This is a genomic window from Hamadaea flava, from assembly GCF_024172085.1.
Taxonomy (GTDB): Bacteria; Actinomycetota; Actinomycetes; order Mycobacteriales; family Micromonosporaceae; genus Hamadaea; species Hamadaea flava.
On the sequence record NZ_JAMZDZ010000001.1, the window covers coordinates 926,342 to 952,203 of the forward strand.

Genomic DNA, 25,862 nt, shown 5'->3' on the forward strand with positions numbered 1-25,862 from the left:
GCTACCCGGCGAGCACCTCGGAGACCGGCCGGATCTGGACCTTGAGCAACGCCGCCGCGCGCGACGAGTCGAGTTTGACGTCCAGCGGCCCGGCGCTGGGCACCCGCGTGGCCTTGCCCGTCGGCACCAGCCTCGGCGACAGCCCGTGCCGCAGCGCGATCAGCTTGCCGAGCTGCGCCCGGCTCACCGCCTGCGGCCCGGCGACGTTGAGCACCCCGGCGTAGTCGTTGCCGACCAGCTCCAGCAACGCCGCCGCCAGCTCGGCGCCGTCGATCGGGCACCGCACCTGGTCGGTGAACAGCCGGCCCTCGGATCGCCGATGGATCAGGTCGAGCGCCAGCCGGACCTGCGGCGACGTCTCGTCCCCCAGGATCAGCGAGGTACGCACGATCGCCGCCGACGGGTCGATCGCCGCGACCGCCGTCTCCGCCGCCGCCTTCGCCGCGCCGTACGGGGTGATCGGGCTCGGGTCGTCGTCCTCCGTATACGCCTCCGGCCGCCCCGCGTGCAGGGCGTCACTGGACACGTGGACCAGCCGCGCCCCGACGGCGGCCGCCGCGGTCGCGACGTGGGCCGCGCCCGTCGCGGTCGGCCCCCACGACCAGCGGTCGTAACACGTGTTGATCACCGCGTCCGGGCGTACCAGCTGGACGAGAGTGTGGACCGCGAACGGCTCCCGCACGTCGAGGCGGGACCAGTCGTGCAGCTCGCTGGGTCTTTCTGGGCGGGCGTGCGTGCCGATGACCTCGACGCCGGCGGCCAGCGCGAGACGGGCCACCTCGCTCCCGAGGTGGCCCGACGCTCCGATGACCAGCAGCCTCACGCGGCGGGCGCCTTCGGCTTGAAGTCCACCCCCGCCTCGGCGCGCTGCTGCGCGGTGATGGGCGTGGGCGCGCCGGTCAGCGGGTCGTAACCGTTGCCGGTCTTGGGGAACGCGATGACCTCGCGGATCGAGTCCGCGCCCGCGAGCAGCATGCAGACGCGGTCCCAGCCCAGCGCGATGCCACCGTGCGGCGGCGGGCCGTACGCGAAAGCGTCGAGCAGGAAGCCGAACTTGTCGCGCTGCTCCTGCCCGGAGATGCCGAGCAAAGTGAACACGCGTTCCTGCACGTCGCTGCGGTGGATACGGATCGAGCCGCCGCCGATCTCGTTGCCGTTGCAGACGATGTCGTACGCGTACGCCAGCGCGTGCTCGGGGTCGTCGTCGAACTTGTCGATCCACTCGGCGTTCGGCGAGGTGAACGGGTGGTGCAGCGCGGTCCAGCCGATCTGGATGGTGTCGTCTTTGTCGTCGTAGACCGGCTCGAACATCGGCGCGTCGACGATCCAGCAGAACGCCCAGGCATCCGGGTCGATCAGGTTGGCCCGCTTGCCGATCTCCAGCCGGGCCGCGCCCAGAAGTTCTTGCGTACGCCGCTTCTCGCCGGCGCCGAAGAACACCGCGTCGCCCGGCTTCGCGCCGACGGCGTCGGCCAGCCCGGCCAGGTGCGCCTCGGACAGGTTCTTCGCGACCGGACCCTTCGGCTCGCCGGTCTCGGCGTCGAGCAGCAGGTACGCCAAGCCCTTCGCACCACGCGACTTGGCCCAGTCCTGCCAGCCGTCGAGTTCCTTGCGCGTCTGGCTCGCCCCACCGGGCATGACGACCGCACCCACGTACGCGGCCTGGAACACCCGGAACTCGGTGCCCTGGAAGTAGCCGGTGAGATCGGTCAGCTCGCTGCCGAACCGCAGGTCGGGCTTGTCGGAGCCGTAGCGGTCCATCGCCTCGCCGAACGGGATGCGCCGGATCGGGGTCGGGATGTCATAGCCGGCCAGCTCGCTCCACAGCTTCGTCACCACCGCCTCGGCGAGGTCGATGACGTCGTCCTGGGTCACGAACGACATCTCGATGTCGAGCTGGGTGAACTCCGGCTGCCGGTCGGCCCGGAAGTCCTCGTCGCGGTAGCAGCGGGCGATCTGGTAGTAGCGCTCCATCCCGGCCACCATCAGCAGCTGCTTGAACAGCTGAGGCGACTGCGGCAGCGCGTACCAGGAGCCGGGCTGCAGGCGTACCGGGACCAGGAAGTCGCGCGCGCCCTCGGGAGTGGACCGGGTCAGCGTCGGCGTCTCGATCTCGTGGAAGTCCCGGGCGTGCAGGATCTCCCGGGCGATCTGGTTGGCCCGCGACCGCAGCTTCATGGCCTTCGCCGGGCCGGGCCGCCGCAGGTCGAGGTAGCGGTGCCGGATCCGGATGTCGTCGTTGGCCTCGACGTGGTCGTCGATCGGGAACGGCAGCGGCGCGGCGGTCGACAGCACCTCCAGGTCGCTGACGATCACCTCGATGGCGCCGGTGGGCAGGTCCGGGTTCTCGTTGCCGGCCGGGCGCTCGCTCACCGTGCCGGTGACCTTCACGCAGAACTCGTTGCGCAGCGCGTGCGCCTGCTCCGACCCGGCTTCGCCGGGGCGGAGCACCACCTGGGCGATGCCCGAGTCGTCGCGCAGGTCGATGAAGGTCACCCCGCCGTGATCACGGCGCCGGGCCACCCAGCCCGCGAGCGTCACCACCTCACCGACGTGCGTCGGGCGCAGGGTGCCGGCGTTATGGGTGCGGATCACGGTGGCTCCTTCACGGACTGCAACAGCTGCCTTGTCATTCTTCCATCCAGCCGCGTCGGGTTCGTCCCGGGGAGTCGATAACCTGAAATCCACCGCAAGCTGCCCCGAACTCCGGCTTTGCCGCCTTTCCCGCCCGCCGGGGCGTCGTCTACGCGATCCTCACCCTCCCCGCCTCAGCGCTCCGCGCTCACCCGCAGACACGGTTACGCAGGTCTCCGGTGCGAGGAGAAGCCTGCGTAACCGTGATCTGCACGGAGTGGAGCGGACGGTCAGCGGGCGCCGGTCAGCACCTCCGCCGCCGCCCGACCGCACACCGGAGCCGAGCCGAAGGTGGCGACGTGCATCGAGCCGACCGGTTCGCCACCCGGCACGCCCATCTCGACCACGTACGCGTCCGGCCGCTCGGCCAACGCCGTACGCAGCGCCGTGGACAGCCAGTCGTGCCGGTGCGCGTCGCGGACGACCAGGACGAGCGGGCGGCCCGACGCCGCCTGCAGAGCCGCTGGGAGGCCGCCGTTGCGGGCGGCTGCCGCGTCGAGACGCTCCACTGTGGTCCCCGGCAGGATCTCGGCGAGCGGTCCCCCGACGCCCCACGGGGTCGCGGCGTCGACGGCGAGATTGACCGAGGTGGTGAACTCCACGACGTGAGCCGGCTTCATCAGCGGCTCCGCGGCCGCGGTCTTCCACGTGCGTACGGCGCGACGGGCCGCCTCCAGGCCCGGCTGTCCGCCGCCCGTGCGCCACCGGGCGGCGGCCTCCTGGCGGACGGTCGCCTGCGCCGCCGACCACGAGGCGAGGGCGGCGACGCGCCCGGCCGCCTCGGCGAGCCGTTGCTCGGATAGCGTTCCGTCGTGGACCGCCTGCACGAGCGCGTCCCGCAGGAGGATCGCGGTCGCCTCGTCAGCGGTCTCGCCGCCGACGCACACGGCGTCCACTCCGGCCGCGACCGCGCGTACGACGGCTCCGGCCAGCCCGTACTGCGCCTTGATCGGAGCCATCTCGATGCCGTCGGTGACGACCAGACCCGCGAAGCCCAGCTCGGTGCGGAGCAGGTCCATCACGGGCGCGCTCAACGTCGCGGGCACCGCGGGGTCCAGGGCCGGGAGCAGGACGTGCGCCGTCATGATGGACTGCGTACCGGCCTCGATGGCGGCCCGAAAGGGGGCCAGCTCCAGGCGAGCCAGCCGCTCGCGGTCGGCGTGCACGATCGGCAGGCCGTGGTGGGAGTCCACATCGGTGTCCCCGTGCCCCGGGAAGTGCTTGGCGCAGGCGGCCACCCCGCTGGACTGCAGCCCGCGTACCCAGGCGGCGGTGTGGCGGGAGACCAGATCCGGGTCGGTGCCGAACGAGCGCACCCCGATCACGGGGTTGTCCGGATTGTTGTTGACGTCCGCGGTGGGCGCGTAGTTCAACGTGATCCCGGCGGCGGCGAGCTGATCGCCGATGTCGGCCGCGACGGACGCCGTCAGCTCCGGGTCGTCGGCCGCGCCCAGCGCGTGATTGCCCGGCCGTGTGCTGCCGCTGCCGATCTCTATCCGCGTGACGTCGCCGGACTCCTCGTCGAGGGCGATCACTACGGCGGGATTGTGTGCGCGCAACGCGGCGCTGAGGGCGGCGAGCTGGTCGAGGTCGACGATGTTGCGCCCGAACAGCGCCACACCGCCGAGACCCTCGTCCAGCCGCCGCCTCAGCCATTCCGGCGGCGTCACACCGACGAACCCGGGCTGAAGCACCCCGTCCGCCCAGATACGAACCTGGTCTGCCATGCAAGGCAGACTAATCTTTAGGTTTCTTTATTGTAAGTAGGCTGCCGTCATACGATCGGTCCGGAAACCGTCGGATACCGATCCTCCGCGGGCGGGTTCCAGGTCAGCGCTTCGGCCGCGATCTGGTCCCCGGAGCGGATGTCCTTCACGGAGTCGCCGTCCGGCCCGCTGAACCAGACGAACGGAATGCCCCGCCGCTCGGCGTACCGGATCTGCTTGCCGAACTTGGCCGCGGACGGCGACACCTCCACCGCGATGCCGCGGGCCCGCAGCGAGGCCGCGGTCCGCATGGCCGCGGCCCGGTCCTCGTCCGCCGTCAACGCGATCAGCACACACGTCGGTACGCCACGCGAAGCGCTGAGCGCGTTCTTTCCGAAGAGGACACCGAGCAGCCGGGACAGCCCGATGGAGATGCCCACCCCGGGGTAGCGCTCGTCGCCGGAGCTGGCCAGGTTGTCGTAGCGGCCGCCGGAGCAGACCGAGCCGATGCTCTCGTAGCCGGCCAGCTGGGTCTCGTAGACCGTGCCGGTGTAGTAGTCGAGTCCGCGCGCGATCTTCAGCTCGGCCCGGCACAGGCCGGGCGAGTGCGCGGCGGCTGTCTCGACCACCGCGACCAGTTCGGCCAGGCCCTCGTCCAGCAGCGGATCGGTGACCCCGAGCTTGAGCACCTGCTCGGCGAACGAGCCGTCCTCGGCGGAGATCTCGGCCAGCGCGAGGCAGGCGCTCGCCTGCGCCTCGCTGACTCCCCCAGCGACAAGTTCCTTCAGTACGCCCTTCGGCCCGATCTTGTCGAGCTTGTCGACGATCCGCATGGTCTCCATCGGGTCGGCGAGCCCGAGACCCCGGTAGAAGCCCTCCAGGATCTTGCGGTTGTTCACCTGGATGGTCGCCTTGGGCAGCGGCAGCTCGGCGAAGACGTCCCCGATCACCAGCGGGATCTCGGCCTCGTAGTGGGCCGGCAGGGTGTCGCGGTCGACGATGTCGATGTCGCACTGGTAGAACTCGCGATACCGGCCCTCCTGCGGACGTTCGCCTCGCCAGACCTTCTGGATCTGGTAGCGGCGGAACGGAAACTGGAGCTTGCCCGCGTTCTCCAGCACGTAACGGGCGAACGGGACGGTCAGGTCGAAGTGCAGCCCCAGCTGGGCGTCGCCGGCGCCCCGCGGCTCCTCGGCGTCGGCCTGCAGCCTGCGCAGCAGGTAGACCTCCTTGGAGGTCTCGCCCTTGCTGAGCAGGGTCTCCAGCGGCTCGACCGCGCGGGTCTCGAGGGACGCGAAGCCGTGCAGCTCGAAGACGCGCCGGATGCGGTCCAGGAAGTGCTGCTCGACGACTCGGTTGGCCGGCGACCACTCGGGGAAGCCGGACAGCGGCGTGATCTTGCTCATTTCTCGCAAAGCTCCTGTCGAAGTCTTAGAAGCCGCGTTTCGGCGCGCTCAGACCGGCATCCCGGAGGTAGGGATTGGTGGCGCGCTCGCGGCCGATGGTCGTGGCGGGGCCGTGGCCGGGCAGCACAACTGTGGCGTCGTCGAGCGGCAGGACCTTCTCCCGCAGGCTCGCCCGCATCTGCTCCATGCTGCCGCCCGGCAGGTCGGTGCGTCCGATCGAGCCGGCGAACAGCACGTCACCGCTGAAGCACACGGGTTCGTCCGCTGCGTCGATGGCGCGCTCTGCGGGGATCGCGAGGCGATCTCCTCGAGCCAGCGCCGGCGTCCGGAACATCACCGACCCGCCGGTATGGCCGGGAGCGTGGTCGACGGCGATCTCCAAGCCGGCGATCTTGAGCAGCTGGCCGTCGGCCAGTTCGGCCACGTCGTCGGGCTCGCTCCAGGGCAGCCCGCCCAGCAGTTTGTTCACGTCCATCGAATTCAGGGCCTTGCCCGGGTCCTCGAGCATGTAGCGGTCGTCCGAGTGCAGGTACGCCGGAACGCCCTTGGCGCCGCAGACCGGCGTCACCGAGAAGGTGTGGTCGAGGTGCCCGTGGGTCAGCAGAACCGCCACCGGGCGCAGCCGATGCTCGGCGAGAAGATCGTCGAGCCGGTCGACCACGCCGATGCCGGGGTCGATGACGACGCACTCCTCGCCGGGGCCAGGAGCCACGACGTAACAGTTGGTGCCGAAGACGTCCGACGGGAAACCCGCGACGAGCACTGGCTCCACCTTTCTACACTCAGCCGTTTGTCCAGAGCCTATCTGGCACGACACAGCGACTTTCCGTACACTCGCACGGACTGTGCGGGACGTGGCGTGGCACACTCCGGTACGAAACCGCTGATTCACCCTGAAATTGGTCCACCCCGACAACGGCGTAGAGACAGGGAGGGGAGCTCTCGTGGCTTCCAGCAAGACCCGTGCGCGGAAACTGGCCCGCGCCAAGCTCAACCGGCAACTCGCCCGCGAAGCCGAGTCGCAGCGGCGCGGTCGCCAGGTCCGGGCCGGTGTAGCCGTGGGTCTCGCCGTACTCCTCGTCGGTGTCGGAACCGCTTGGCTGCTCGGCGCGTTCGACAAGGACAAGACCCCGGCCGCCCAGACCCAGTGTGAGTGGACCAAGCAGGACACCTCCGCCAACGCCGATCTGGTGGACAAGGGCGTGCCGACGACCTCCGGGCTGCCCGACACCGGCACCGGCACGATGACTATGGCGCTGGGCACGGGCACGGTCACGGCGGCGCTGGACCGGGCCGGGGCGACCTGCGGCTCGGCGAGCCTGCGATACCTCGCCGACCAGAACTTCTTCAACGGCACCGCCTGCCACGCGCTGACCCACACCGACGCCGAGGGGTACGCCCTCGCCTGCGGCGACCCGTCCGGCAAGGGCACCGGCGGGGCGGCGTACACGTTCTTCTCGGAGCAGCCGGCCCCGGACGCCACCGCGAGCGCGGCCCCGTCCGCTGCCGCCAGCGCCTCCGCCGCGCCCGCCTCCCTGCGCTTCTACCAGGCCGGGACCGTTGTGATGGAGCCGGCCGTCAGCGGCAGCCAGTTCCGGATCTTCTACAAGGACTCGACGGTCGACTCCGCGGTGCACAACTACTCCGTGGTCGGTCAGGTCAGCTCCGGGCTGAACGTGATCGAGGCCATCGCCAAGGCCGGGACCGTCGCCAACGACTCCGGCGCCGACGTGAAGCCCAAGACCGAGGTCAAGATCCAGACGCTGACGGTGGCCGACACCCAGCCGACCACCGAGCCCACCGGCTCGGCCGCGCCGACCCAGTCGGCGGCGCCGACCGGCTCCGCGTCGCCGTCCGCGACCGCCAGCTAGCCTTTTACCAGCGAGAATCCACCCGACCCGCACGGAGGAAAGTCCCATGACGTCCACGAGGGAGCGCCAGCGCGCGGCGGCCCGCGCTCGGCTGGAGCGCGAGATGACCACCCGCGCCGAGGGAGCCCGCAAGCGCCGGCAGCGCAACGCGTACATCGGAGCGGGTCTGGCGGTGCTGATTCTCATCGGCGGCGGCACCTGGCTGGGCGTCAGCGTGTTTGGCAAAGACAAGAAGAGCAACACTCCGGCGGCGGCCCCGTCCGGGTGCCAGTGGCTGCCCGACACCGACTCGGCGTCGAACCCGAACCTCAAGGAGGTCGGTACGCCGGCCACCGACGTGCCGAAGTCGGGCAAGCAGCTGCTGACGCTGAACACCACGCAGGGCAAGATCGAGATCGAGATGAACGTGACCGACGCGCCGTGCACCACGGCCGCGATCGCTTACCTGACCGGTCAGAAGTTCTTCGACAACAGCAAGTGCCACCGGATGGTGACTGAAGGCTTCAAGATCCTCCAGTGCGGTGACCCGTCCGCCACCGGCTCCGGCGGCCCGACCTTCAAGTACGCCGAGGAGAACCTGCCGACCGGCCAGAACCCGGCGTACGAGCGCGGTGTCGTCGCGATGGCGAAGACGCAGAGCCCCAGCTCGACCGGCAGCCAGTTCTTCCTGGTCGACGCGGACATCCCGCTGTCGGACGGGCAGACCACGCAGGGTCTGACCGCCGACTACACGGTGCTCGGCAAGATCGTCACCGGCCTCGACGTCCTGGACAAGGTCATCAAGGCCGGCGCGGTCGGCGAGGACGGCAAGACGGCGGCCGGCGACGGCAAGCCGAAGCTGGAAGTGAAGATCACCTCGGCGACGGTCGGCGCGGTCCAGGCCTCCTGACGCACAGCGAAAGGGCCGCCCTCCTGAAGGAGGGCGGCCCTTTCGCTGTGCTGAGACGGATCAGGCGCCCGAGGTGACCCGGTACGCATCGAAGACCCCATCGACCTTGCGGACGGCGTTCAGCAGGTGGCCCAGGTGCTTCGGGTCGGCCATCTCGAAGCTGAACCGGCTGACCGCCACCCGGTCCCGGGTGGTGGTGACCACGGCGGAGAGGATGTTGACCCGCTCCTCCGACAGCGCCTTGGTGACGTCGGCGAGCAGCCGCTGCCGGTCCAGCGCCTCGACCTGGATCGCGACCAGGAACGTCGACCCCGCCCGCGGCTTCCAGGTGACCTGGACGATCCGCTCCGGCTGGGCCTGCAGATCCTCGGCGTTGGCGCAGTCGTTGCGGTGCACCGAAACCCCGCCGGACCGGGTGACGAAGCCGAAGACGTCGTCGCCGGGCACCGGGGTGCAGCAGCGGGCCAGTTTGATCCAGACGTCGCTGACGCCGACCACCACCACGCCCGGGTCCTGACTGGACTGACGGGCGCGCGACGGACGCGTGGGCACGGCCTGCTCGGCCATGTCCTCGATCGAGCCCTCTTCCCCACCGTACGAGGTCACCAGGCGCGCCACGATGGACTGCGCCGAGACCTGGCTCTCCCCGATCGCCGCGTACAACGAGGCGACGTCCGGCAGGTTCAGCTCGCGGGCGATCGCCATCAGGGCCTCGGCGGTGAGCATCCGCTTGAGCGGCAGACCCTCCCGGCGCAGCGACCGGTTGAGCTGCTCCTTGCCCTGCTCGATCGCCTCGTCCCGGCGCTCCTTCTTGAAGTACTGCCGGATCTTCGTCCGCGCCCGCGGCGACTTGACGAAGCCCAGCCAGTCCTGCGTCGGACCGGCCGTCTCCGACTTCGAGGTGAAGATCTCCACCACGTCGCCGTTGGACAGCACCGACTCCAGCGGCACCAGCTTGCTGTTGACCCGGGCGCCGATGCACCGGTGGCCGACGTCGGTGTGCACCGCGTACGCGAAGTCGACCGGGGTCGACCCGACCGGCAGCGCCCGCACGTCGCCCTTCGGCGTGAAGACGTAGACCTCCTGGCTCGACAGGTCGAACCGCAGCGCGTCGAGGAACTCCGACGGGTCGCTGGCCTCCCGCTGCCAGTCCAGCAGCTGCCGCAGCCAGGTCATCTCGTCGATGTGGGCCGGCGGGCCGACGATCGTCGCGGCCTTGTTCTCCTTGTACTTCCAGTGCGCGGCGATGCCGTACTCCGCGGTGCGGTGCATCGCGTTGGTCCGGATCTGCATCTCCACCGGCTTGCCGGTGGGACCGATGACCGTCGTGTGCAGCGACTGGTACATGTTGAACTTCGGCATCGCGATGTAGTCCTTGAACCGGCCCGGCACAGGCTGCCAGTTCGCGTGGATCACGCCGAGCGCCGCGTAGCAGTCGCGCACCGTCTCGACCAGGATGCGGACGCCGACCAGGTCGTAGATGTCGTTGAAGTCGCGCCCCCGGACGATCATCTTCTGATACACCGAGTAGAGGTGCTTCGGCCGCCCGGTGACCTCCGCCTTGATCTTCGATGTCCGCAGGTCGCCCTGCACCTTGTTGGTGACCTGCCGCAGCAGCGCCTCCCGCTGCGGCTGGTGCTCGTCGATCAGGCGCTTGATCTCGTGGAACCGCTTCGGGAACAGCTGCTCGAAGGCGAGATCCTCCAGCTCCCACTTGATCGTGTTCATGCCGAGCCGGTGCGCCAGCGGCGCCAGGATCTCCAGCGTCTCCTTCGCCTTCTGCTCACGCTTGGGCGCGGGCAGGAAGTTGAGCGTACGCATGTTGTGCAGCCGGTCGGCAAGCTTGATCACCAGCACCCGCGGGTCCTTGGCGGTGGCCACGACCATCTTGCGGATCGTCTCCGCCTTCGCCGCGTCGCCCAGCTTGACCTTGTCGAGCTTGGTGACCCCGTCGACCAGCAGCGCCACGCTCTCGCCGAAGTCGGCGCGCACCTGGTCCAGCGTGTAGGCGGTGTCCTCGATCGTGTCGTGCAGCAGCGCCGCGACCAGGGTCGTGGTGTCCATGCCGAGCCCGGCCAGCACCCCCGCGACCGCCAGCGGGTGCGTGATGTAGGGATCGCCGGACTTGCGGTACTGCCCGCTGTGCCACCGGTCGGCCGTCTCGTACGCCTGCTGCAGCAGCCGGATGTCCGCCTTCGGATGCCACTTGCGGTGCTCCGAGATCAGCGGCGCCAGCTCCTCCGCCACCAGCGTCGACTGCCAGGGCGCGTTGAATCGCGACAGGCGGGCGCGTACGCGCCGACCTGACGGGGTCCCGGTGAGAATGCTCATCGGGTTCGTCTGCGTCGCCGGGGCGCCCTCAACGGGCTCGAGAGCGCTCTGCGCCTCCTCGCCCGGCGGCACGGTCGCCGTCCGGCCGGACGCGCCCGCACGGTGCAGGGGGAGGACGTTGTCCTTCTCACCACCCTGCTCCGGAGCCCTCACGGCGTCGACTGGATCCATGGACACCAGGCCGCTCCTCACACCTCGTCAGGCGCCGCCGCCACTCGACGATCCCCTCGCGAGGAAACCATCTTACCCAGCGGACGGACCACTAACAGGTGTCAGAACACCCGGGCGGCCCTCGGCAATCCCTGCGACGGACGTCACACTGTCCAAAGGGCGTGCACCGACCGCCCCGGCAGGCGCTTGCGCCCCTCCAGGAACGCCAGCTCCATCAGCACCGTGAAGCCGACGACCACGCCACCGGCCCGCTCGACCAGATCCAGCGTCGCCTCCGCCGTCCCACCGGTGGCCAGCACGTCGTCGACGACGAGGACGCGCTGACCGGCTACGAAGGCCCCCTCGGAGACCTCCAGGACGGCCTGGCCGTATTCGAGGTCGTAGGCGGCCGAATGAGCCACCCGGGGCAGCTTGCCGGCCTTCCGGACGGCCACCACGCCCACCCGCGCGGCGTACGCGACGGCGGCGGCGATCACGAAGCCCCGGGCCTCCACGCCGACCACGGTGTCGAACGCGAGCGTGCCGTCGGCGTCCGTGTAGTGCTCGACGATCGAGTCGATCACCGCGTGGAACGTCTCCCCGTCGGCGAACAACGGCGTGAGGTCCTTGAACTGGATCCCCGGCTTCGGGAAGTCGGCCACGTTCACCACGCCGCCGGCGACCAGCGCCGCCGTCTCGGGGCCGTTGTCGCCCTGGTGTTCCACGATCTCCGTCACGGGCTCCACTCTAGGGGGTGACCAGGAAGCGGCGAACGCCCACCTTGCCAGCCGGCCAGGTGGGCGTTCGCGGATGAGGCTGCGCTTAGCGGCGCTTGGGCGCTCCCGGACGGACGGCCTTACCGCCGCCGCTGCCCGACTTGCCCCCGGCGGGCTTGCGACCGGCCGGACGGGCGCCCGGACGCGGTGCGGCGGTGCCGCCGCCCGTGGTGGCCAGCTCCGGCTCCGGGGCGGCCTGGGTAGGCGTGCCGGCGGCGGCCTTGCCCGCGCCGCTCGCCCGGCGGGCCAGCACCCGCTGCGTGTGCGTGGCGATCTTCGGCTCGAACTCCTTCAGCGTCACCAGGACCGGCGTCGCGAAGAAGATCGACGAGTACACCGCTGTGCCCATACCGATGAACAGCACCAGGCCGAGGTCCTTCAGGGTGCCCGCGCCGAGCAGGCCCGCCCCGATGAACAGCAGACCGCCGACGGGCAGCAACGCGACCAGACCGGTGTTGATCGACCGCATCAGGGTCTGGTTGACGGCCAGGTTCGCCGCCTCGGCGTACGTCTGGGTGCTGCTACCGGTGATCGACCGGGTGTTCTCCTGGACCTTGTCGAACACCACGACGACGTCGTAGAGCGCGAAGCCCAGGATGGTGAGGAAGCCGATCACGGTCGACGGCGAGATCTCGAACCCGACCAGCGAGTAGACCGCGGCCGCCGCGAGCAGGTCGAACGCCAATGACGCCAGAGCCGCCACCGCCATCCGCCACTCGAACCGGATGATCAGGAAGACGGTCACCAGCGCGAGGAAGATCGCGAGGCTGAACAACGCCTTCTCAGTGACCTGCTTGCCCCAGGCACCCGACACGACGTCGTAGGAGATGACGTCCGAGGAAATGCCCAGCTGCTGGGCCACCGCCGCCTTCACCTGGTTGGCCTGGTCGCTCGAGATCGGCGTCGTCCTGATCTTGTAGGACGGCTGGCTTCCGCCGAGGTGCTGGCTGGTCCCGACCGCCGCCTCGGAGTCGACCTTGACGATCTGCGCGCCGACGGCGTCCTGGACCTGTTCGATGGTCCCCGCCGAGGCGGGGACGGTGAACTCGGTGCCGCCCTTGAACTCGATGCCGGCGGTGAAGCCGCGCGCGAAGAAGCTTCCCAGCGCGATCAAGAGCACGACGCCGACGACGCCGAACCAGACCTTGCGCTTACCGATGATGTTGAGGCCGGCCTCACCGCGGTAGAGGCGAGTCGCAAGTCCCGACTTGCTCATGTCAGGCCTCCTTGGCCCGGTAGCGACGCGGCTCGTCGGCCTCGTCTTCGTTGGCCTGATGCAGGACCCGGCCGAGACCGCTGACGCGTGGCGACATGAACGCCTTGGTGCGGGCGAACATCTCCATCATCGGGTGCCGGAAGAGGAACACCACCACGAGGTCGAGCACGGTCGACAAGCCCAGCGCGAACGCGAAGCCCTTCACCGCGCCGGCCGAGAAGAGGTAGAGGACCACCGCGGCCATGACCGTCACCGTGTTGGCGGTGATGATCGTCCGCCGGGCGCGGACCCAGGCTCGCTGCACCGCGCTGCGCGGCGCTCTACCTTCCCGGATCTCGTCTTTCAGTCGTTCGAAGTAGATGACGAACGAGTCGGCCGCGACACCTAGTGAGACGACGAAACCGGCCATGCCCGCGAGGGTCAGCGTGAAGCCCATCGTCCGGCCGAGCCAGACCAGCGCACCGAAGGTGAGCAGACCGGACAGGACCAGCGAGAGGAAGATGACCGAGCCGAGCAGGCGGTAGTAGAAGAACGCGTAGACGATGACCAGCAGCATGCCGAGGCCGGCCGCCAGCAGACCCGCCTTCAGCTGGGCCTGGCCGAGCGTCGCGGTGACGTGCACCGCCTCGTCGGCCTTGAAGGTCACCGGCAGCGCGCCGTAGTTGAGCTTGTTCGCCAGGTCCGAGGCGGTGTCGGAGGTGAAGCTGCCGCTGATGGTCGAGTCGCTGGTGAGCACCTCGCGGATCTCCGGGGCGGAGATCACCTCGTTGTCGAGGACCACGGCCACGAGGCAGTTGCCCTGGTCGCCCTTGATCTCACAGGTGGTGCCGGTCTTGTTGACCGCCTCCTTGGTGAGGTTGGTCCACTTGTCCTGGCCGTTGCCCTTGAACTTCAGGCTGACGACCCACTCGGCCTGCTGCCCGTTCGGCGGCACGGCCTGCGCGCTGCCGATGTCGGTGCCGGCGACCTTGGCGACGTCCAGCAGGTACTTGCCGGTGCTCTCGCAGGCGACGACCTGGGAGTTCGCGTCGCTGATCGAGCCGACCGGGCGCTTGCCGAGCTGCTCGCAGCCGACCTGCGGGACGTTGAACTGGATCTTCGCCGGGAGGACGGCGACCTCGTTGGCCGTCAGGTCGGCGAACTTCGAGAACTGGAGGGCCGCGGTCGGATCGGTGGACACGTCGACCGGCGCGGTCAACGCTTCGGCCGCCTTGTAGGTGGTGTCGCCGATCTTCTTCTTGACCTCGTCCAGCGTCGCGGTCTGCTCCTGGGTCAGCGCCTTGGCGGTGGGCGTCGGGCTGGCCGCCGCGGACGGAGACGTGGAAGCGGACGCGCTCGGCGTCGCGCTCGCGGCCGCGCCGCCGCCCTGGCCGCTGGCCGTCGCGGACGGCTTCGCCGAAGCCGACGCCGACGGGCTCGCCGAGGTGGACGCGGAGGCCGACGGGCTCGGGCTGGCCGTGGCCGCCGCGAGAGCGCCGCTGTTGTCCTGCACCGAGTTGAGGACCTTGCGGAAGAACATCTGCGCGGGCTGGCCGACGTCTTCGAGATCGGCCGTCTTGCTGCCCGGGATGGAGACCACGATGTTCTTGTCGCCTTCGGTGACGACCTCGGCCTCGGCGACACCCGTACCGTTCACCCGGTCCTCGATGATCTGCCGGGCCTGCTCCATCTCCTTGGCGGACGGCGTCTTGCCCTGGGCTACCAGGGTCATCCGCATGCCGCCGACCAGGTCCAGGCCGAGCCGCGGGTGCAGGCGGTCGGTGAAGCTGCCACTGGCGCCGGAGGTGAAGAAGACAAGCAGATAGAGGACGACGAAGAGACCGGCGAGGACGGCTAGCTGCCGCCCTGGCTTCATCTGTCCTTGAGGTGGTGCCACGGCCTCGGGTCTCCTTGCATGGGGAACGGGTGGGGAGGGTGGACCCGGCACCGGATCAGCGGCGCCGGGGTGGGTCTAGGACTAGCGGCCCTGCTCGATGACCTGCGGGGTCTCGTCGGCGGTCTCCGACTCCGTGGTCTCCTCGGCGGTGGGAGCCTTGATGACCCGGCCGATGGCGGCGCGCTCGTAGGTCGCGTTCACGCCCGGCGCGATCTCCAGCAGCACGGTGTTGTTCTCGTCGTCGATGCCCGCGACGGTGGCGTGCAGGCCCACGACGGTTACCACCTCGTCGCCGACCGCGACGTTGCGCTGCAGCTCCATGGCCTCCTTGCGCCGCTTGCTCTGCGGGCGGATGATCATGAAGTACATCAGGGCGGCCATGAGGCCGAAGAAAAGCAGCGTGGGCAGCGCACTGCCGCCCGAATTGCCTGCCGCGTAGAACACGGTTTCTGACCTTCCGTTTCAGCCCACCCCGGGTGACCGGGGCAGGCGAAGAATGTCCGTTCGGACCGCGCGAAGTCTAGTCGCTGGACCGCCGATCGCCACACCCCCTGTGGCGATCACATTACGATCACGGCAATTATTCGGCTTCGTCTGCGGAACTGAACAGGTCCGGCGCCCCGGCGGCGCCGCCGGAAAACATACCATTCCCGGCTGTTTGTCCAGGGAGTTGCGTGCCCGTCTGCCCCGGAAAGGCACTGTTCGGCGGCGTACGGCCGAGGTGCTGCCAGGCCGCCGGAGTGGCCACCCGGCCCCGGGGCGTACGCGCGAGCAGGCCGGCCCGGACGAGAAAGGGTTCACAGACCTCGGCGACGGTCTCGGGCTGCTCCCCCACCGCGACGGCGAGCGTGGACAGCCCGACGGGTCCGCCGCCGAACGTCTCGACCAGCGCCGCCAGCACCGCCTTGTCCAGCCGGTCGAGGCCGAGGTCGTCGACGTCGTAGACACGCAGCGCGGCCCGGGCCGCGTCCAGCGTCACCACGCCGTCGGCCCGCAACTCGGCATAGTCGCGTACGCGGCGCAGCAGCCGGTTGGCGATCCGGGGCGTCCCCCGCGACCGCCCGGCGATCTCCTCGACGCCCTCCCCGGTCACCGGTACGCCGAGGATCCGGGCGGATCGGTGCAGCAACGCGGTCAACTCGGTGCCGTTGTAGAACTCCAGATGCCCGACGAAACCGAACCGATCGCGCATCGGGCCGGTCAGCAACCCGGCCCGGGTCGTCGCCCCGACCAGGGTGAACGGCTCGACGTCCAGCGGAATGGCGGTCGCGCCCGGCCCCTTGCCGACGATGACGTCGACCCGGAAGTCCTCCATCGCCGAGTAGAGCAGCTCCTCGGCCGGCTTGGCGATCCGGTGAATCTCGTCGATGAACAGCACGTCGCCGGCGGCCAGGCTGGTCAGGATCGCGGCGAGGTCGCCGGACCGCTCGATGGCCGGGCCGCTGGTCATCCGCAGCCCGCCGCCCAGCTCAGCGGCGACGATCATGGCGAGCGTCGTCTTCCCCAGCCCGGGCGAGCCGGAGAACAGGATGTGATCCGGCGGCGAACCCCGGCGCAGCGCGCTGTGCAGCAGCACTTCCAGCTGCTCGCGTACGCGTTCCTGCGCGATGAACTCGCTCAGCCGCTTCGGGCGGACGGTCGCCTCGGCGTCGCGCTCCTCCGGGGAGGCGACCGCGCTCACGACGGATTCGCTCACCGGGTCCTACCCAGCAGCTTGATCGCCTGCTTCAACAGCACGGGCACGGGCGGCGTCGGGCCGTCCTCCAGCCCGGACGCGACGGTGCCGATCGCCTGGTCGGCCTGGCTCGCCGTCCAGCCCAGCCCGACCAGGCCCTGCCGGACCTGTTCCTGCCAGGGCATCTGCCGGGGCACGCCCTTCACCGAGGCGGCCGCGTCGACCGGGCCCACCTTGTCGCGCAGCTCCAGGATGATCCGCTCGGCGCCCTTCTTGCCGATCCCGGGCACCTTGGTCAACACGCCGACCTCGCCGTGCGCGATCGCCACGCGTACCGAATAAGGAGAATGGACCGACAACACCGCTTGGGCGACCCGCGGGCCGACCCCGCCCACGGTCTGCAGGAGTTCGAAGATCTCCCGCTCCTCGTCGTCGACGAAGCCGTAAAGAGTGAGCGCGTCCTCGCGGACGATGAGCGTCGTGGACAGCCGCGCGTCATGGCCGACCCGCAGGGTGGCCAGCGTGTTCGGGGTGCAGTGCACGGCCAGGCCGACTCCGCCGACCTCGACCACCGTGGTGTCCGCGCCGACCCAGGCGACCTTGCCCGCCACGCTCGCGATCATCGACCCCTCCGATACTGCTGCAACGCCGCCGCGACCTTGTCCCGCGTGCCACCGCGCCACACGTGGCAGATCGCCAGGGCCAGCGCGTCGGCCGCGTCCGCCGGCCGCGGCGGGGCGTCCAGCCGCAGCAGGCGGGTGACCATCGCGGTGACCTGAGCCTTGTCGGCCGTGCCGGAACCGGTCACCGCCGCCTTGACCTCGCTGGGAGTGTAGAGCGCGACCGGCAGCCCGGCACGGGCCGCCGCGAGGATCGCGACCGCGCCCGCCTGCGCGGTGCCCATCACGGTGCGCACGTTGTGCTGGCTGAAGACCCGCTCCACGGCCACGCCGTCCGGCTGGTGCAGGGCGATCAGCTCGGCCAGCCGGCCGTCCAACCGCAACAGACGGTGGGCCAGCTCCTCGTCCGGGTCGCTCTGCACCACCTCGTACGCGATCGGGGTGCACTGGCGCCCGGGGACGCCCTCGACGACGCCGACGCCGCACCGGGTGAGCCCGGGGTCGACTCCCAGTACGCGCAACCGAATCCACCCCTCCCCGCACACCTGTACGACACCCTATCGTCCGGCCCCGACAGGGTTCGCACGGCACGCCGCACACGAACCCCGCGTGGAGTGTGTGGCGTGGACACATGTGTTGCCCGGTCGCGCGCTCGTAATTTCTGCGCCATGACGATCGGGGAAACCGTGGGCCTGGACCTGTCGGGCAAGACCGCGCTGGTCACCGGGGCGGGCAGTGGCATCGGGCGGGCCTGTGCCCGGCGGCTGGCCGCGGCCGGGGCCCGGGTCCTGGTGGTGGATCGCGACCAGGACGCCGCTGAGTCCGTCGCGGCGGAGACGGGCGGCGCTTCGATCGTGGTGGACCTCGCCGATCCGGCCGCCCCGGACGCGATCCCGGCGGAGTTGGACGTCGTGGTGAACAACGCCGGGCTGCAGCACGTCGCGCCGCTGGCGGACTTCCCGCCCGACCGGTTCGCGTACATCGAGCAGGTCATGCTGCTCGCGCCGTTCCTGGTGGTCCGGCGCGCCCTGCCGCACATGTACGCCCAAGGCTGGGGCCGCATCGTCAACATCTCCTCCGTGCACGGGTTGCGCGCGTCGCCGTACAAGGCCGCGTATGTCGCCGCCAAACATGGTCTGGAGGGGCTGAGCAAGGTCGCCGCGCTCGAAGGAGCCCCGCATGGGGTCACCTCCAACTGCATCAACCCGGCTTATGTGCGTACGCCGCTGGTCGAGGGGCAGATCGCCGATCAGGCGCGGACCCACGGCATCGCCGAGGAGCAGGTCATCAGCGAGATCATGCTCGCGAAGGCGGCGATCAAGCGGCTGATCGAACCGGACGAAGTCGCCGAACTCATGGCGTATCTGTGCACTCCGGCAGCCTCGTTCATCACCGGAACCAGCATCGCGATGGACGGCGGATGGACAGCGCACTGAGAATGCAACGCATGACACCCCTGTCCCACCTGCTGGAGCTGCTGGAACGGGAGGCGAGCCCGGTCGAGTTCGAGGGCCCGCTCCTCCAGGCGCGCGCGGACGGCGCAGCCGCCGAGGAGCTCGCCGCGCTCGAGGAGGCCAAGGTCGTCGCGTTGCGGGTCCGGGCGCTGCTCGAACGCCGCCGCCGGCGGGAGCTGGAGCTGTCCGGGCTCTACGACACCGCCAGCGACCTCGCCGGCCTGCGCGACCTCGACAGCGTCCTGTCCGCGATCGTCCACCGCTCGCGCAACCTGCTGGGCACGGACATCGCGTACCTCACGCTGAACGATCCCGATCACGGCGACACCTACATGCGGGTCACGGACGGCTCGATCTCCGCGCGGTTCCAGCGCCTCCGGCTGCCGCTCGGCGGCGGACTGGGCGGCCTGGTGGCACAGACTGGTACGCCGTACGCCACGGCCGACTACGCGCAGGACACCCGGTTCCAGCATCTCGGCGAGGTGGACGCCGGGGTCGGCGAAGAGGGGCTCGTCGCGATCCTGGGCGTGCCGCTACGGCTGGGCGCCCAGGTCATCGGCGTGTTGTACGCCGCGAACCGGTCCGCCCGCCCGTTCGCCCGGGAAGAGGTGGCGCTGCTGGTCTCGCTGGCCGCGCATGCCGCCGTCGCGATCGACACCGCCCGGCTGCTGACCGAGACGCAGGCCGCGCTGACCGAGCTGTCGGCCGCCAACGAGGTCATCCGCGCGCACAGCCAATCGGTGGAACGGGCCGCGGCCGCGCACGACCGCATGACGTCGCTGGTCGTCCGCGGCGGCGGGGTCGAAGACGTCGCGGCCGCGGTCACCGACGCACTCGGCGGTTCGCTCCTCGTGCTGGACGCGGACGGGCGTACCCTCGCGCTCGTCGGCGACCTCGGCACGCCCGAGTCGTCGGTGCTCGCCGAGGCGGTCACCGCCTCCCGCGCCGGCGGCCACGCGGTCCGCCGGGACGAGCTGTGGTACGCCGCCGTCGTGGCCGGCGCGGAGAACCTCGGCACGCTGGTCTGCCGTCCTCAATGGCCGCTGGCCGACGCCGACCAGCAGATCCTCGAACGGGCCGCGCTCGTCACCGCCCTGGTGCAGCTGTTCCGCCGCAACCTGGCCGAAGCCGAGGGACGCGTACGCGGAGAGCTGCTGGACGACCTCATCGCCCGGCCCTGGACTGACCGCACTTCTGGCGGCTCACGCGAGCGTTCCCCGGCGGACGTGGACGCGTTGCGCGTACGGGCACGCCGGATCGGTGTCGATCTCGACTCGCCGCACGTCATGGTGGCCATCGGCGACGAGTTCGCCTCGTCCGGTGCGCTGCGCCAACGGGCCGCGTCCTGGGGCGTCACGTACGCCGCCACCCGCTCCGGGCTCTCCGCGATCCGGGACGGGCGGGTCGTGCTGATGCTGCCCGGCGGCGACGCCGGGGCCACCGCTCGGGCCGTCGCCAAGGATCTCGCCCGGGCGCTCGGCCGCCCCGCGACCGTCGGCTCGGCCGGTCCGGCTACCGGAGCGGCCGCCCAGGCGCACGCGTACGCCGAAGCCGACCGGTGCGTGACCGCCCTGGTCGCCTTGGGCCGCACCGGCGAAGCGGCGTCCACTTCGGAGCTGGGCTTCGTCGGCCTGCTGCTCGGCGCGGTCACCGACGGCGGCGACCGGGGCGTTGCCAGGTTCCTCCATCACGCCATCGGCCCGGTCGTGGACTACGACACGCGACGTGGCACCGCGCTCGTCAAGACGCTGGAGTGCTACTTCGGTGCGGGCGGCAGCCTGGCCCGCGCGGCCGAGCAGCTGCACGTCCACGTCAACACCGTCACGCAACGGCTGGACCGGGTCGCGCAGCTGCTCGGGCCGGACTGGCAACGCCCCGAACGCGCCCTCGAAGTGCAGCTGGCTCTTCGCCTACACCGCCTCCGCACCGGCTAACCCTCACGCCCACCGCCGCCCCTCACGCCCACCGCCGGCCGCCTGCGCACCGCCGGCGCGCCCGTATGGCGCTGGATCAGGGATCCGGGTCGAATCATGGGCCAAGATTCGGCTGAGATCCGTGATCCAGCGCCGAAGGCGGATGGGCTGGATCAGGCGAGCATCAGCGGGGCCAGCCGCAACCGCCGGCCGCGCGTACGCCGCATGGCGTGCCGGTAGGCGGCGACGTAGCCCGCGCCGAGGTGGTCGGCCGTGAAGTTCCCGGCGACGTGCCGCCGACAGTCCACGGCATTCAACGCGGCCGTGTCATGCACGGCCTTCGGCAGATCGGCCGGATCGTCGCGAATGAAGCCGGTGACCCCGTCGACGACGACCTCGGCGACGGCGCCGCCGCGCAGGGCGACGACCGGGGTGCCGCAGGCCATCGCCTCGATCATCACCATGCCGAACGGCTCCTCCCATTGGATCGGGAACAGCAGGCAGCGCGCCTCGGCGAGCAGTTTGCGCTTCTCGGTCGCATCGGCCATGCCGAAGACGAGGTCGTCGGCGGCCAGCCGGGGCCGGACTTCGCGCTCGAAGTATTGCTGTTCCAGGAGTTCGTTGCATTTCCCGGCGAGCACCAGCGGCACTCCGGCCGCGTGGGCGGCGTCCAGCGCCAGGTGCGCTCCCTTGTCGGGATGGAACCGCCCCAGGAACAACGCGTACTCCCCCTTTTCCGGCTGGAACGGGAAGGTGTCGACGCGTACTGCATTGTGGACGGTGCCGACCCAGTTGAGTTCGGGGGCGAGCACCCGCTGACGGTGCGAGATGGCGACGAGGTGCACCTCGCGGCCGAGCGTTCGGTAGAGCTGGCGCAGATCGCCCGTGACCGGGCCGTGCGCGGTGATGACCGTCGGCAGGTCGAGGGTTTCGTAGTAGGGCGCGCTCAGCGGCCCGGCGAGCGTGTGGTCGTGGACCACGTCGAGCCCGCCGGTCTCGGCTAACCGGGTGACCGCCAGGCGGGCCGCCGCGGCGTGCGCGACCTCGGGGAAGGGATCGCCGAGCCGGTCGGACTGGATCTCGTCCCATACGGGGACGAAGTCCGCCTTGGTTCCGTTGCGCCCGGCGGCGATGAGGGTGACCTGATGTCCGGCGTCCACAAGGGCGTCCGCCAGATCCGCGACGACGGCTTCCACTCCGCCGTACGCCGCGGGAGGGATGTCGAAATAGGGTGGTGCGACTAGCGCGATCCGGAGCTGTTCTGTTGCTGGTGAGCCTTCCATAGAACTGTTCTCCCTATCGACCGGCGCACGGAGCGCCCGTTTAGCACTCTATGTGCCAACGCTGGTCAATTCTGGGGAACTGCGATCCCGCGCAGGAGCGTGTCGACCACTCGCTCCGGCAGGGTCGCATCATCGATGGAGGGGCTCCACCTTAGCATTCGCTGCAACATGACGGGTCCGGTGAGCATCAGCGCGACCATTTCGACGTCGGTGTCGGCGCGAAGTTCACCGGTAGAAATCCCCCGTTCGAGGACTTCTCGGGTACGCGCCCGGCGTGGTTCGACGATCTGCTGATAGAGGCCCCACAGCTCGGGATTGCGCAGCACCTCGGGCACGATGCAGGGGAAGACGCGAGCCGCCCGGGGATCGACGCTGACGCTGACCACGCTGAGCAGCTGGACGAGGTTGTCGCGAACCGACAGTCCCTCGTCGATGGACTGCGGCGCCTTCAACGCCTTGACCGCCTCCAGGATCAGGTCGTTCTTGCCCGACCAGCGCCGGTAGATCGTGGCCTTGCCGACTCCGGCCCGGGCGGCGACCGCCTCAATGGACAGTTCGCCCACCGACGTGCCCTCGGCCAGCAGGTCGAGGACGGCGTCGATGATGGCCTCGTGTGCGCGGGTGCTCCGCGGGCGACCGATCGCCCGCGGAGCCTCCGTGCCGGCGTTGTCGATCCCGGGACCGCTCGCGCGGTCCGCCGCGGCAGCCGCGCCCTCGGAAGAAGCCGCGCTTCCCGAGAAGTCCGGGCTACCGGAAAAATCGACAGTGCTCGTGTTCGTCATGGTAGGGAAACCTTACCCGACCTCGACCGCCTCAACCGCCCGCTCGGCGGTCATGGCCTTCTCGGCCGCCTCGGCGGCGGTGTGCGGCTTGGCCTTGCCCGGCAGCCAGCCGAGCACGACGATCAAGCCGATGATCCCCACGGCGACGGAGCCGAGAGCGGCGGCGTGCACCGCGTCGACGAATGCCGAGTCGGCCGCCTTGACCAGGACGTTCGCGGCTCCGGCGAGCGGCGTGCCGGCGAGCTGGTCGGCGACCGCGTGCGCACCCGCCACCGACTCGCTGATCGCGTCCTTGGCCTGCGCCGGGACCTCCTTCGGCAGCCCGGCCACGGTGTCGTCGACGCCGTTGCGGTAGACCGAGGACAGCACCGAGCCGAGGATGGCCACGCCGAGCGCGCCTCCGACCTGCCGGACGGTGTTGTTGACCGCCGAGCCGACACCCGCCTTCTCGCGGGGCACCGACGCCATGATCGCGTCGGTCGCCGGCGGCATGATGTTGGCCATGCCCACGCCGAAGGCGAAGAACATGCCGATCACGACCAGGATCGAGCTGCTCTCGTCGACCAGCAGGTAGCCGGCGGTCGCCAGGGTCACGACGGTGACGCCGACGGCGCTGACCGCCTTGGCCCCGAACCGCTTGACGAAGCTGGCCGACAACGGCGCGAAGATCAGCTGGGCGGCCGCGAAGGGCAGCATCAGCAGGCCGGTCTGCAGCGGCGAGTAGCCCCGGACCAGCTGCAGGAAGAAGGACATGAAGAAGAACACGCCCATGGCCGCGAAGAACGAGAGCCCGACCAGGCTGGTGGCCGCGGCGAACCGGGCGTCCCGGAAGAGCTTGACGTCCAGCGACGGGTGCTCGGTGCGGTTCTCCCACCAGACGAAGACCGCCAGCGCGACCACGCCGACCGCGATCCAGGCCCAGACGCTCGGCTCGCCGAAGCCCGCCTGGCCGCCGTCGATGATGCCGTAGACCAGGGCCGCCAGGCCCAGGATCGACAGCAGCACGCCCGGCACGTCGATGCGGCCCGGCCTCGGGTTCCGCGAGTCCGGCACGATCATCGCCACGAACAGCAGGCCGACGGCGATGATCGGCAGGTTGATCATGAAGATCGAGCCCCACCAGAACCGCTCCAGCAGCGCGCCGGCCAGGATCGGGCCGAGTGCGACGCCGAGGCCGACCGCGCCGGCCCAGATGCCGATGGCGCGCGCCCGTTCCCGCGGGTCGAAGACGTTGGTGATGATCGGCAGCGTCGTGGCCATGATGGCCGCGCCGCCGAGGCCCATGACCGCCCGCGCCGCGATCAGCTGGCCGGGGTTCTGGGCGTACGCCGAGATCAGGGAGGTCAGGGCGAACAGGATCAGACCGACGATGAGGACCTTCTTGCGGCCCATCCGGTCGGCGAGCACGCCGAAGGTGAACAGCATGCCCGCGAACACCAGGGTGTAGGAGTTGATCGCCCACTCCAGCTGACCCTGGGTGGCGCCGAGGCCCTTGACCGGGTCGGCGAGGTTCTTGAGGGCCACGTTGAGCACGGTGTTGTCGAGCACGACGACGAGCAGCGACACGACCAGCACCGCGAGGATGGCCCACCGCCTCGGGTGCCCGGTGTTTGCTTGGGTCTCCACAGGAGTTCCCCCCAGTGTCACGATTTCTTTACGAAACGGAACGGTTCCGTCTCGCATCCAGGGGAACACTACGCGGGGTACTTCTGATACGGCACCGTATCGTTTCGATTGTGAGTCTCATCACCCGCACAGCCAGACCTTGTACAGTGCGCCGGTGGCCAGCCCCTCGTCCCCAGCCAGCCCCGGCGCCAAGGTCCTGACCGTGCTCGGCGTCCTGGTCTTCGCCGTGGGCGGCGGCATCCTCGGCGCGTACGCCGCCGACACGGCGCTGAGCCGCGCTGGGCTGCTGGCGCAGGAGCCCGCCCTGGTGGTGCCCAGCAGCATCGCCGGGATCGGCATCGGCGGTGTCCTCGGCCTCGGTGTGCTGCTCGGACTCCAGGCACTGCCGCGGATGCTGCGATCCTCCAGACCCGGCGCGGCGGGGGTGGTGGCCAAAGCCCTGTTCGCGACCGGGCTCGGCGTCGTCGCGTACCAGTTGATCGTCGCGGGGCTGGTGTGGCTCGTCGGCCTGGCGTTGCCGACCGGCGTGACCGTCGTGCTGGCCGTGGTCCTGGCGATCGTGGGCCTGCCGTTCGCGGGGCCGGTGGCCTACCGCCTGCTCGCCCGCAAGCAGATCAGGGTTCCGAGTCGAATCGTGCCGGAAGATTCGACCGGGAACCCTGATCCAGTGCAGTCAGAACCACACCGCGCAGGTTAGAACCGGCGGCGCAGGAAGGCTGCCACGGTCCCCCACAGCCCCCGGCGGAACAGCAGCACCGCGAGTACGAAGACGCCGCCGGTGATCAGCCCCGGGCTCGCGAAGTCGGCCTGCGACAACGAGTCCTCCAGCACCACGACGAAGCTGGAGCCGAACAGCGCGCCCCAGAGCGTGCCGATGCCGCCGAGCACGACCATGATCACGGCCTTGCCGGAGGTGGTCCAGTGCAGCGTGTCGAGGCTGACGAACTGGTGGGCCAGCGCGAACAGCCCGCCGCCGAGCCCGGCGACGAACGCGGACAACACGAACGCGGCGAGCTTGTAGCGGTGGACGGGATAGCCGAGGGCCCGCGCGCGGGCGGGGTTGTCGCGGATGGCGACCAGCACCCGGCCGAACGGCGAGTGCACGATGCGCCAGGTCAGCCCTAGTCCACCCAGGACGATCGGCAGCGCGGCGTAGTAGAAGTAGTAGTTGTCGCTGAGGTCGACCGAGCCCAGCGTGCGGGGCACCGACTGCATGCCGTTCTCGCCGCCGGTCACACTGCGCCACTCGTTGGCGATGAAATAGATCATCTGGGCGAAGGCCAGCGTCACCATGGCGAAGTAGATGCCGACCCGCTTGACCGCCAGGTAACCGACCGGCACGGCGATCAGCGCGGCGGTCAGCGCCCCGCCCAGCACCGCGAGCGGGAACGGCAGTCCTAGATGGACGGCCAGCAGCCCCGTCGCGTACGCCGACGAGCCCCAGTACGCCGCGTGCCCGAACGACAGCAGGCCGGCGTACCCGAGCAGCAGGTCGACGGAGACCGCGAACAGCGCCCAGCACAGCAGGTCAACGGCCAGCCCGGTGTAGACGCCGTTCGGCAGCCATACCGCCACGAGCAGCCCGGCGGCCAGCAGGACCGGACCGGCGAAACGCCGCACCGGGCCTCTCCCCGGCTGGGCGGTCTCGGGTTCG

22 protein-coding genes are annotated in these 25,862 nt (G+C 70.2%); 5 read left to right on the forward strand and 17 right to left on the reverse strand.

Going from position 1 to position 25,862, the window contains the following annotated elements:
- Position 1: 1 nt before the first annotated feature.
- From HDA40_RS04535 to HDA40_RS04555, 5 genes are all read right to left on the reverse strand, one after another.
- Positions 2-823 carry a sugar nucleotide-binding protein gene (locus HDA40_RS04535; RefSeq protein ID WP_253752086.1) on the reverse strand — a complete coding sequence of 274 codons (822 nt, stop codon included), beginning with the start codon at positions 821-823 and terminating at the stop codon, positions 2-4.
- Complete coding sequence (gene aspS / locus HDA40_RS04540) at positions 820-2,595, reverse strand: aspartate--tRNA ligase (protein WP_253752089.1); 1,776 nt, start codon at positions 2,593-2,595, stop codon at positions 820-822. Before aspS ends, HDA40_RS04535 begins: the two co-directional genes overlap by 4 nt.
- 269 nt (positions 2,596-2,864) lie before the next feature.
- Complete coding sequence (locus HDA40_RS04545) at positions 2,865-4,361, reverse strand: glycoside hydrolase family 3 protein (protein WP_253752092.1); 1,497 nt, start codon at positions 4,359-4,361, stop codon at positions 2,865-2,867.
- Between the two features lie 47 nt (positions 4,362-4,408).
- Positions 4,409-5,746 carry a histidine--tRNA ligase gene (gene hisS, locus HDA40_RS04550; protein WP_253752095.1) on the reverse strand — a complete coding sequence of 446 codons (1,338 nt, stop codon included), beginning with the start codon at positions 5,744-5,746 and terminating at the stop codon, positions 4,409-4,411.
- A gap of 25 nt (positions 5,747-5,771) precedes the next feature.
- On the reverse strand, positions 5,772-6,509 hold the full coding sequence (locus HDA40_RS04555) for an MBL fold metallo-hydrolase (RefSeq protein WP_253763559.1): 738 nt from the start codon (positions 6,507-6,509) through the stop codon (positions 5,772-5,774).
- A 181-nt stretch (positions 6,510-6,690) separates the two neighbouring features.
- Here HDA40_RS04555 and HDA40_RS04560 point away from each other — a divergent pair, with 181 nt between their 5' ends.
- On the forward strand, positions 6,691-7,617 hold the full coding sequence (locus tag HDA40_RS04560) for a peptidylprolyl isomerase (RefSeq protein ID WP_253752098.1): 927 nt from the start codon (positions 6,691-6,693) through the stop codon (positions 7,615-7,617).
- A 46-nt stretch (positions 7,618-7,663) separates the two neighbouring features.
- Entirely contained in the window at positions 7,664-8,506 is an 843-nt protein-coding gene (locus tag HDA40_RS04565) for a peptidylprolyl isomerase (protein WP_253752102.1), read from the forward strand.
- 60 nt (positions 8,507-8,566) lie between these two features.
- Here HDA40_RS04565 and HDA40_RS04570 read toward each other — a convergent pair whose 3' ends face one another.
- The 8 genes from HDA40_RS04570 to ruvC all read right to left on the reverse strand — a co-directional run bounded on the left by HDA40_RS04570 (position 8,567) and on the right by ruvC (position 17,671).
- On the reverse strand, positions 8,567-11,008 hold the full coding sequence (locus HDA40_RS04570) for a RelA/SpoT family protein (RefSeq protein WP_372503149.1): 2,442 nt from the start codon (positions 11,006-11,008) through the stop codon (positions 8,567-8,569).
- Between the two features lie 143 nt (positions 11,009-11,151).
- On the reverse strand, positions 11,152-11,724 hold the full coding sequence (locus HDA40_RS04575; RefSeq protein ID WP_253752106.1) for an adenine phosphoribosyltransferase: 573 nt from the start codon (positions 11,722-11,724) through the stop codon (positions 11,152-11,154).
- 85 nt (positions 11,725-11,809) lie between these two features.
- Positions 11,810-12,979, reverse strand: a complete 1,170-nt coding sequence (gene secF / locus HDA40_RS04580; RefSeq protein ID WP_253752109.1) for a protein translocase subunit SecF — start codon at positions 12,977-12,979, stop codon at positions 11,810-11,812.
- 1 nt (position 12,980) lies between these two features.
- Positions 12,981-14,855, reverse strand: coding sequence for a protein translocase subunit SecD (gene secD, locus HDA40_RS04585; protein ID WP_253752112.1), 1,875 nt, complete (start codon positions 14,853-14,855; stop codon positions 12,981-12,983).
- Positions 14,856-14,936: 81 nt separating this feature from the next.
- Positions 14,937-15,299 carry a preprotein translocase subunit YajC gene (gene yajC, locus HDA40_RS04590; RefSeq protein WP_308197672.1) on the reverse strand — a complete coding sequence of 121 codons (363 nt, stop codon included), beginning with the start codon at positions 15,297-15,299 and terminating at the stop codon, positions 14,937-14,939.
- A 136-nt stretch (positions 15,300-15,435) separates the two neighbouring features.
- On the reverse strand, positions 15,436-16,551 hold the full coding sequence (ruvB, locus tag HDA40_RS04595) for a Holliday junction branch migration DNA helicase RuvB (RefSeq protein WP_253752115.1): 1,116 nt from the start codon (positions 16,549-16,551) through the stop codon (positions 15,436-15,438).
- On the reverse strand, positions 16,548-17,153 hold the full coding sequence (gene ruvA, locus HDA40_RS04600) for a Holliday junction branch migration protein RuvA (protein WP_253752118.1): 606 nt from the start codon (positions 17,151-17,153) through the stop codon (positions 16,548-16,550). Before ruvA ends, ruvB begins: the two co-directional genes overlap by 4 nt.
- On the reverse strand, positions 17,150-17,671 hold the full coding sequence (ruvC, locus tag HDA40_RS04605; RefSeq protein ID WP_253752121.1) for a crossover junction endodeoxyribonuclease RuvC: 522 nt from the start codon (positions 17,669-17,671) through the stop codon (positions 17,150-17,152). The genes ruvA and ruvC overlap by 4 nt, the downstream gene beginning before the upstream one ends.
- 147 nt (positions 17,672-17,818) lie before the next feature.
- On the opposite strand from ruvC, the gene HDA40_RS04610 reads away from it, so the two are divergent.
- Together HDA40_RS04610 and HDA40_RS04615 are read left to right on the forward strand one after the other, a co-directional pair.
- On the forward strand, positions 17,819-18,586 hold the full coding sequence (locus tag HDA40_RS04610) for a 3-hydroxybutyrate dehydrogenase (RefSeq protein ID WP_253752124.1): 768 nt from the start codon (positions 17,819-17,821) through the stop codon (positions 18,584-18,586).
- 11 nt (positions 18,587-18,597) lie between these two features.
- Complete coding sequence (locus HDA40_RS04615) at positions 18,598-20,538, forward strand: helix-turn-helix domain-containing protein (RefSeq protein ID WP_253752127.1); 1,941 nt, start codon at positions 18,598-18,600, stop codon at positions 20,536-20,538.
- A gap of 152 nt (positions 20,539-20,690) precedes the next feature.
- On the opposite strand, the gene HDA40_RS04620 is transcribed toward HDA40_RS04615, so the two are convergent.
- From HDA40_RS04620 to HDA40_RS04630, 3 genes are all read right to left on the reverse strand, one after another.
- Entirely contained in the window at positions 20,691-21,800 is a 1,110-nt protein-coding gene (locus tag HDA40_RS04620) for a glycosyltransferase family 4 protein (RefSeq protein WP_253752130.1), read from the reverse strand.
- A 65-nt stretch (positions 21,801-21,865) separates the two neighbouring features.
- Positions 21,866-22,582, reverse strand: a complete 717-nt coding sequence (locus HDA40_RS04625) for a TetR/AcrR family transcriptional regulator (protein WP_253752133.1) — start codon at positions 22,580-22,582, stop codon at positions 21,866-21,868.
- Positions 22,583-22,594: 12 nt separating this feature from the next.
- A complete protein-coding gene (locus HDA40_RS04630) occupies positions 22,595-24,208 on the reverse strand; it encodes an MFS transporter (protein WP_253752136.1) in 1,614 nt (537 codons plus the stop codon).
- A 154-nt stretch (positions 24,209-24,362) separates the two neighbouring features.
- Here HDA40_RS04630 and HDA40_RS04635 point away from each other — a divergent pair, with 154 nt between their 5' ends.
- Positions 24,363-24,905 (forward strand): hypothetical protein, encoded by a 543-nt coding sequence (locus tag HDA40_RS04635; protein ID WP_253752139.1) that lies wholly within the window; start codon positions 24,363-24,365, stop codon positions 24,903-24,905.
- Here HDA40_RS04635 and HDA40_RS04640 read toward each other — a convergent pair.
- Complete coding sequence (locus HDA40_RS04640; protein ID WP_308197817.1) at positions 24,902-25,828, reverse strand: branched-chain amino acid ABC transporter permease; 927 nt, start codon at positions 25,826-25,828, stop codon at positions 24,902-24,904. The two genes, HDA40_RS04635 and HDA40_RS04640, sit on opposite strands and share 4 nt — an antisense overlap.
- Between the last annotated feature and the right edge of the window lie 34 nt (positions 25,829-25,862).

What these genes read in the sequence shown, in the direction of transcription:
- HDA40_RS04545 (WP_253752092.1), bottom strand. Translation starts at nt 4,361, where the DNA reads ATGGCAGACCAGGTTCGTATCTGGGCGGACGGGGTGCTTCAGCCCGGG.
- hisS (WP_253752095.1), bottom strand. Translation starts at nt 5,746, where the DNA reads ATGAGCAAGATCACGCCGCTGTCCGGCTTCCCCGAGTGGTCGCCGGCC.
- HDA40_RS04565 (WP_253752102.1), top strand. Translation starts at nt 7,664, where the DNA reads ATGACGTCCACGAGGGAGCGCCAGCGCGCGGCGGCCCGCGCTCGGCTG.
- HDA40_RS04570 (WP_372503149.1), bottom strand. Translation starts at nt 11,008, where the DNA reads ATGGATCCAGTCGACGCCGTGAGGGCTCCGGAGCAGGGTGGTGAGAAG.
- secF (WP_253752109.1), bottom strand. Translation starts at nt 12,979, where the DNA reads ATGAGCAAGTCGGGACTTGCGACTCGCCTCTACCGCGGTGAGGCCGGC.
- ruvA (WP_253752118.1), bottom strand. Translation starts at nt 17,153, where the DNA reads ATGATCGCGAGCGTGGCGGGCAAGGTCGCCTGGGTCGGCGCGGACACC.
- HDA40_RS04610 (WP_253752124.1), top strand. Translation starts at nt 17,819, where the DNA reads ATGACGATCGGGGAAACCGTGGGCCTGGACCTGTCGGGCAAGACCGCG.
- HDA40_RS04615 (WP_253752127.1), top strand. Translation starts at nt 18,598, where the DNA reads ATGACACCCCTGTCCCACCTGCTGGAGCTGCTGGAACGGGAGGCGAGC.
- HDA40_RS04620 (WP_253752130.1), bottom strand. Translation starts at nt 21,800, where the DNA reads ATGGAAGGCTCACCAGCAACAGAACAGCTCCGGATCGCGCTAGTCGCA.
- HDA40_RS04625 (WP_253752133.1), bottom strand. Translation starts at nt 22,582, where the DNA reads ATGACGAACACGAGCACTGTCGATTTTTCCGGTAGCCCGGACTTCTCG.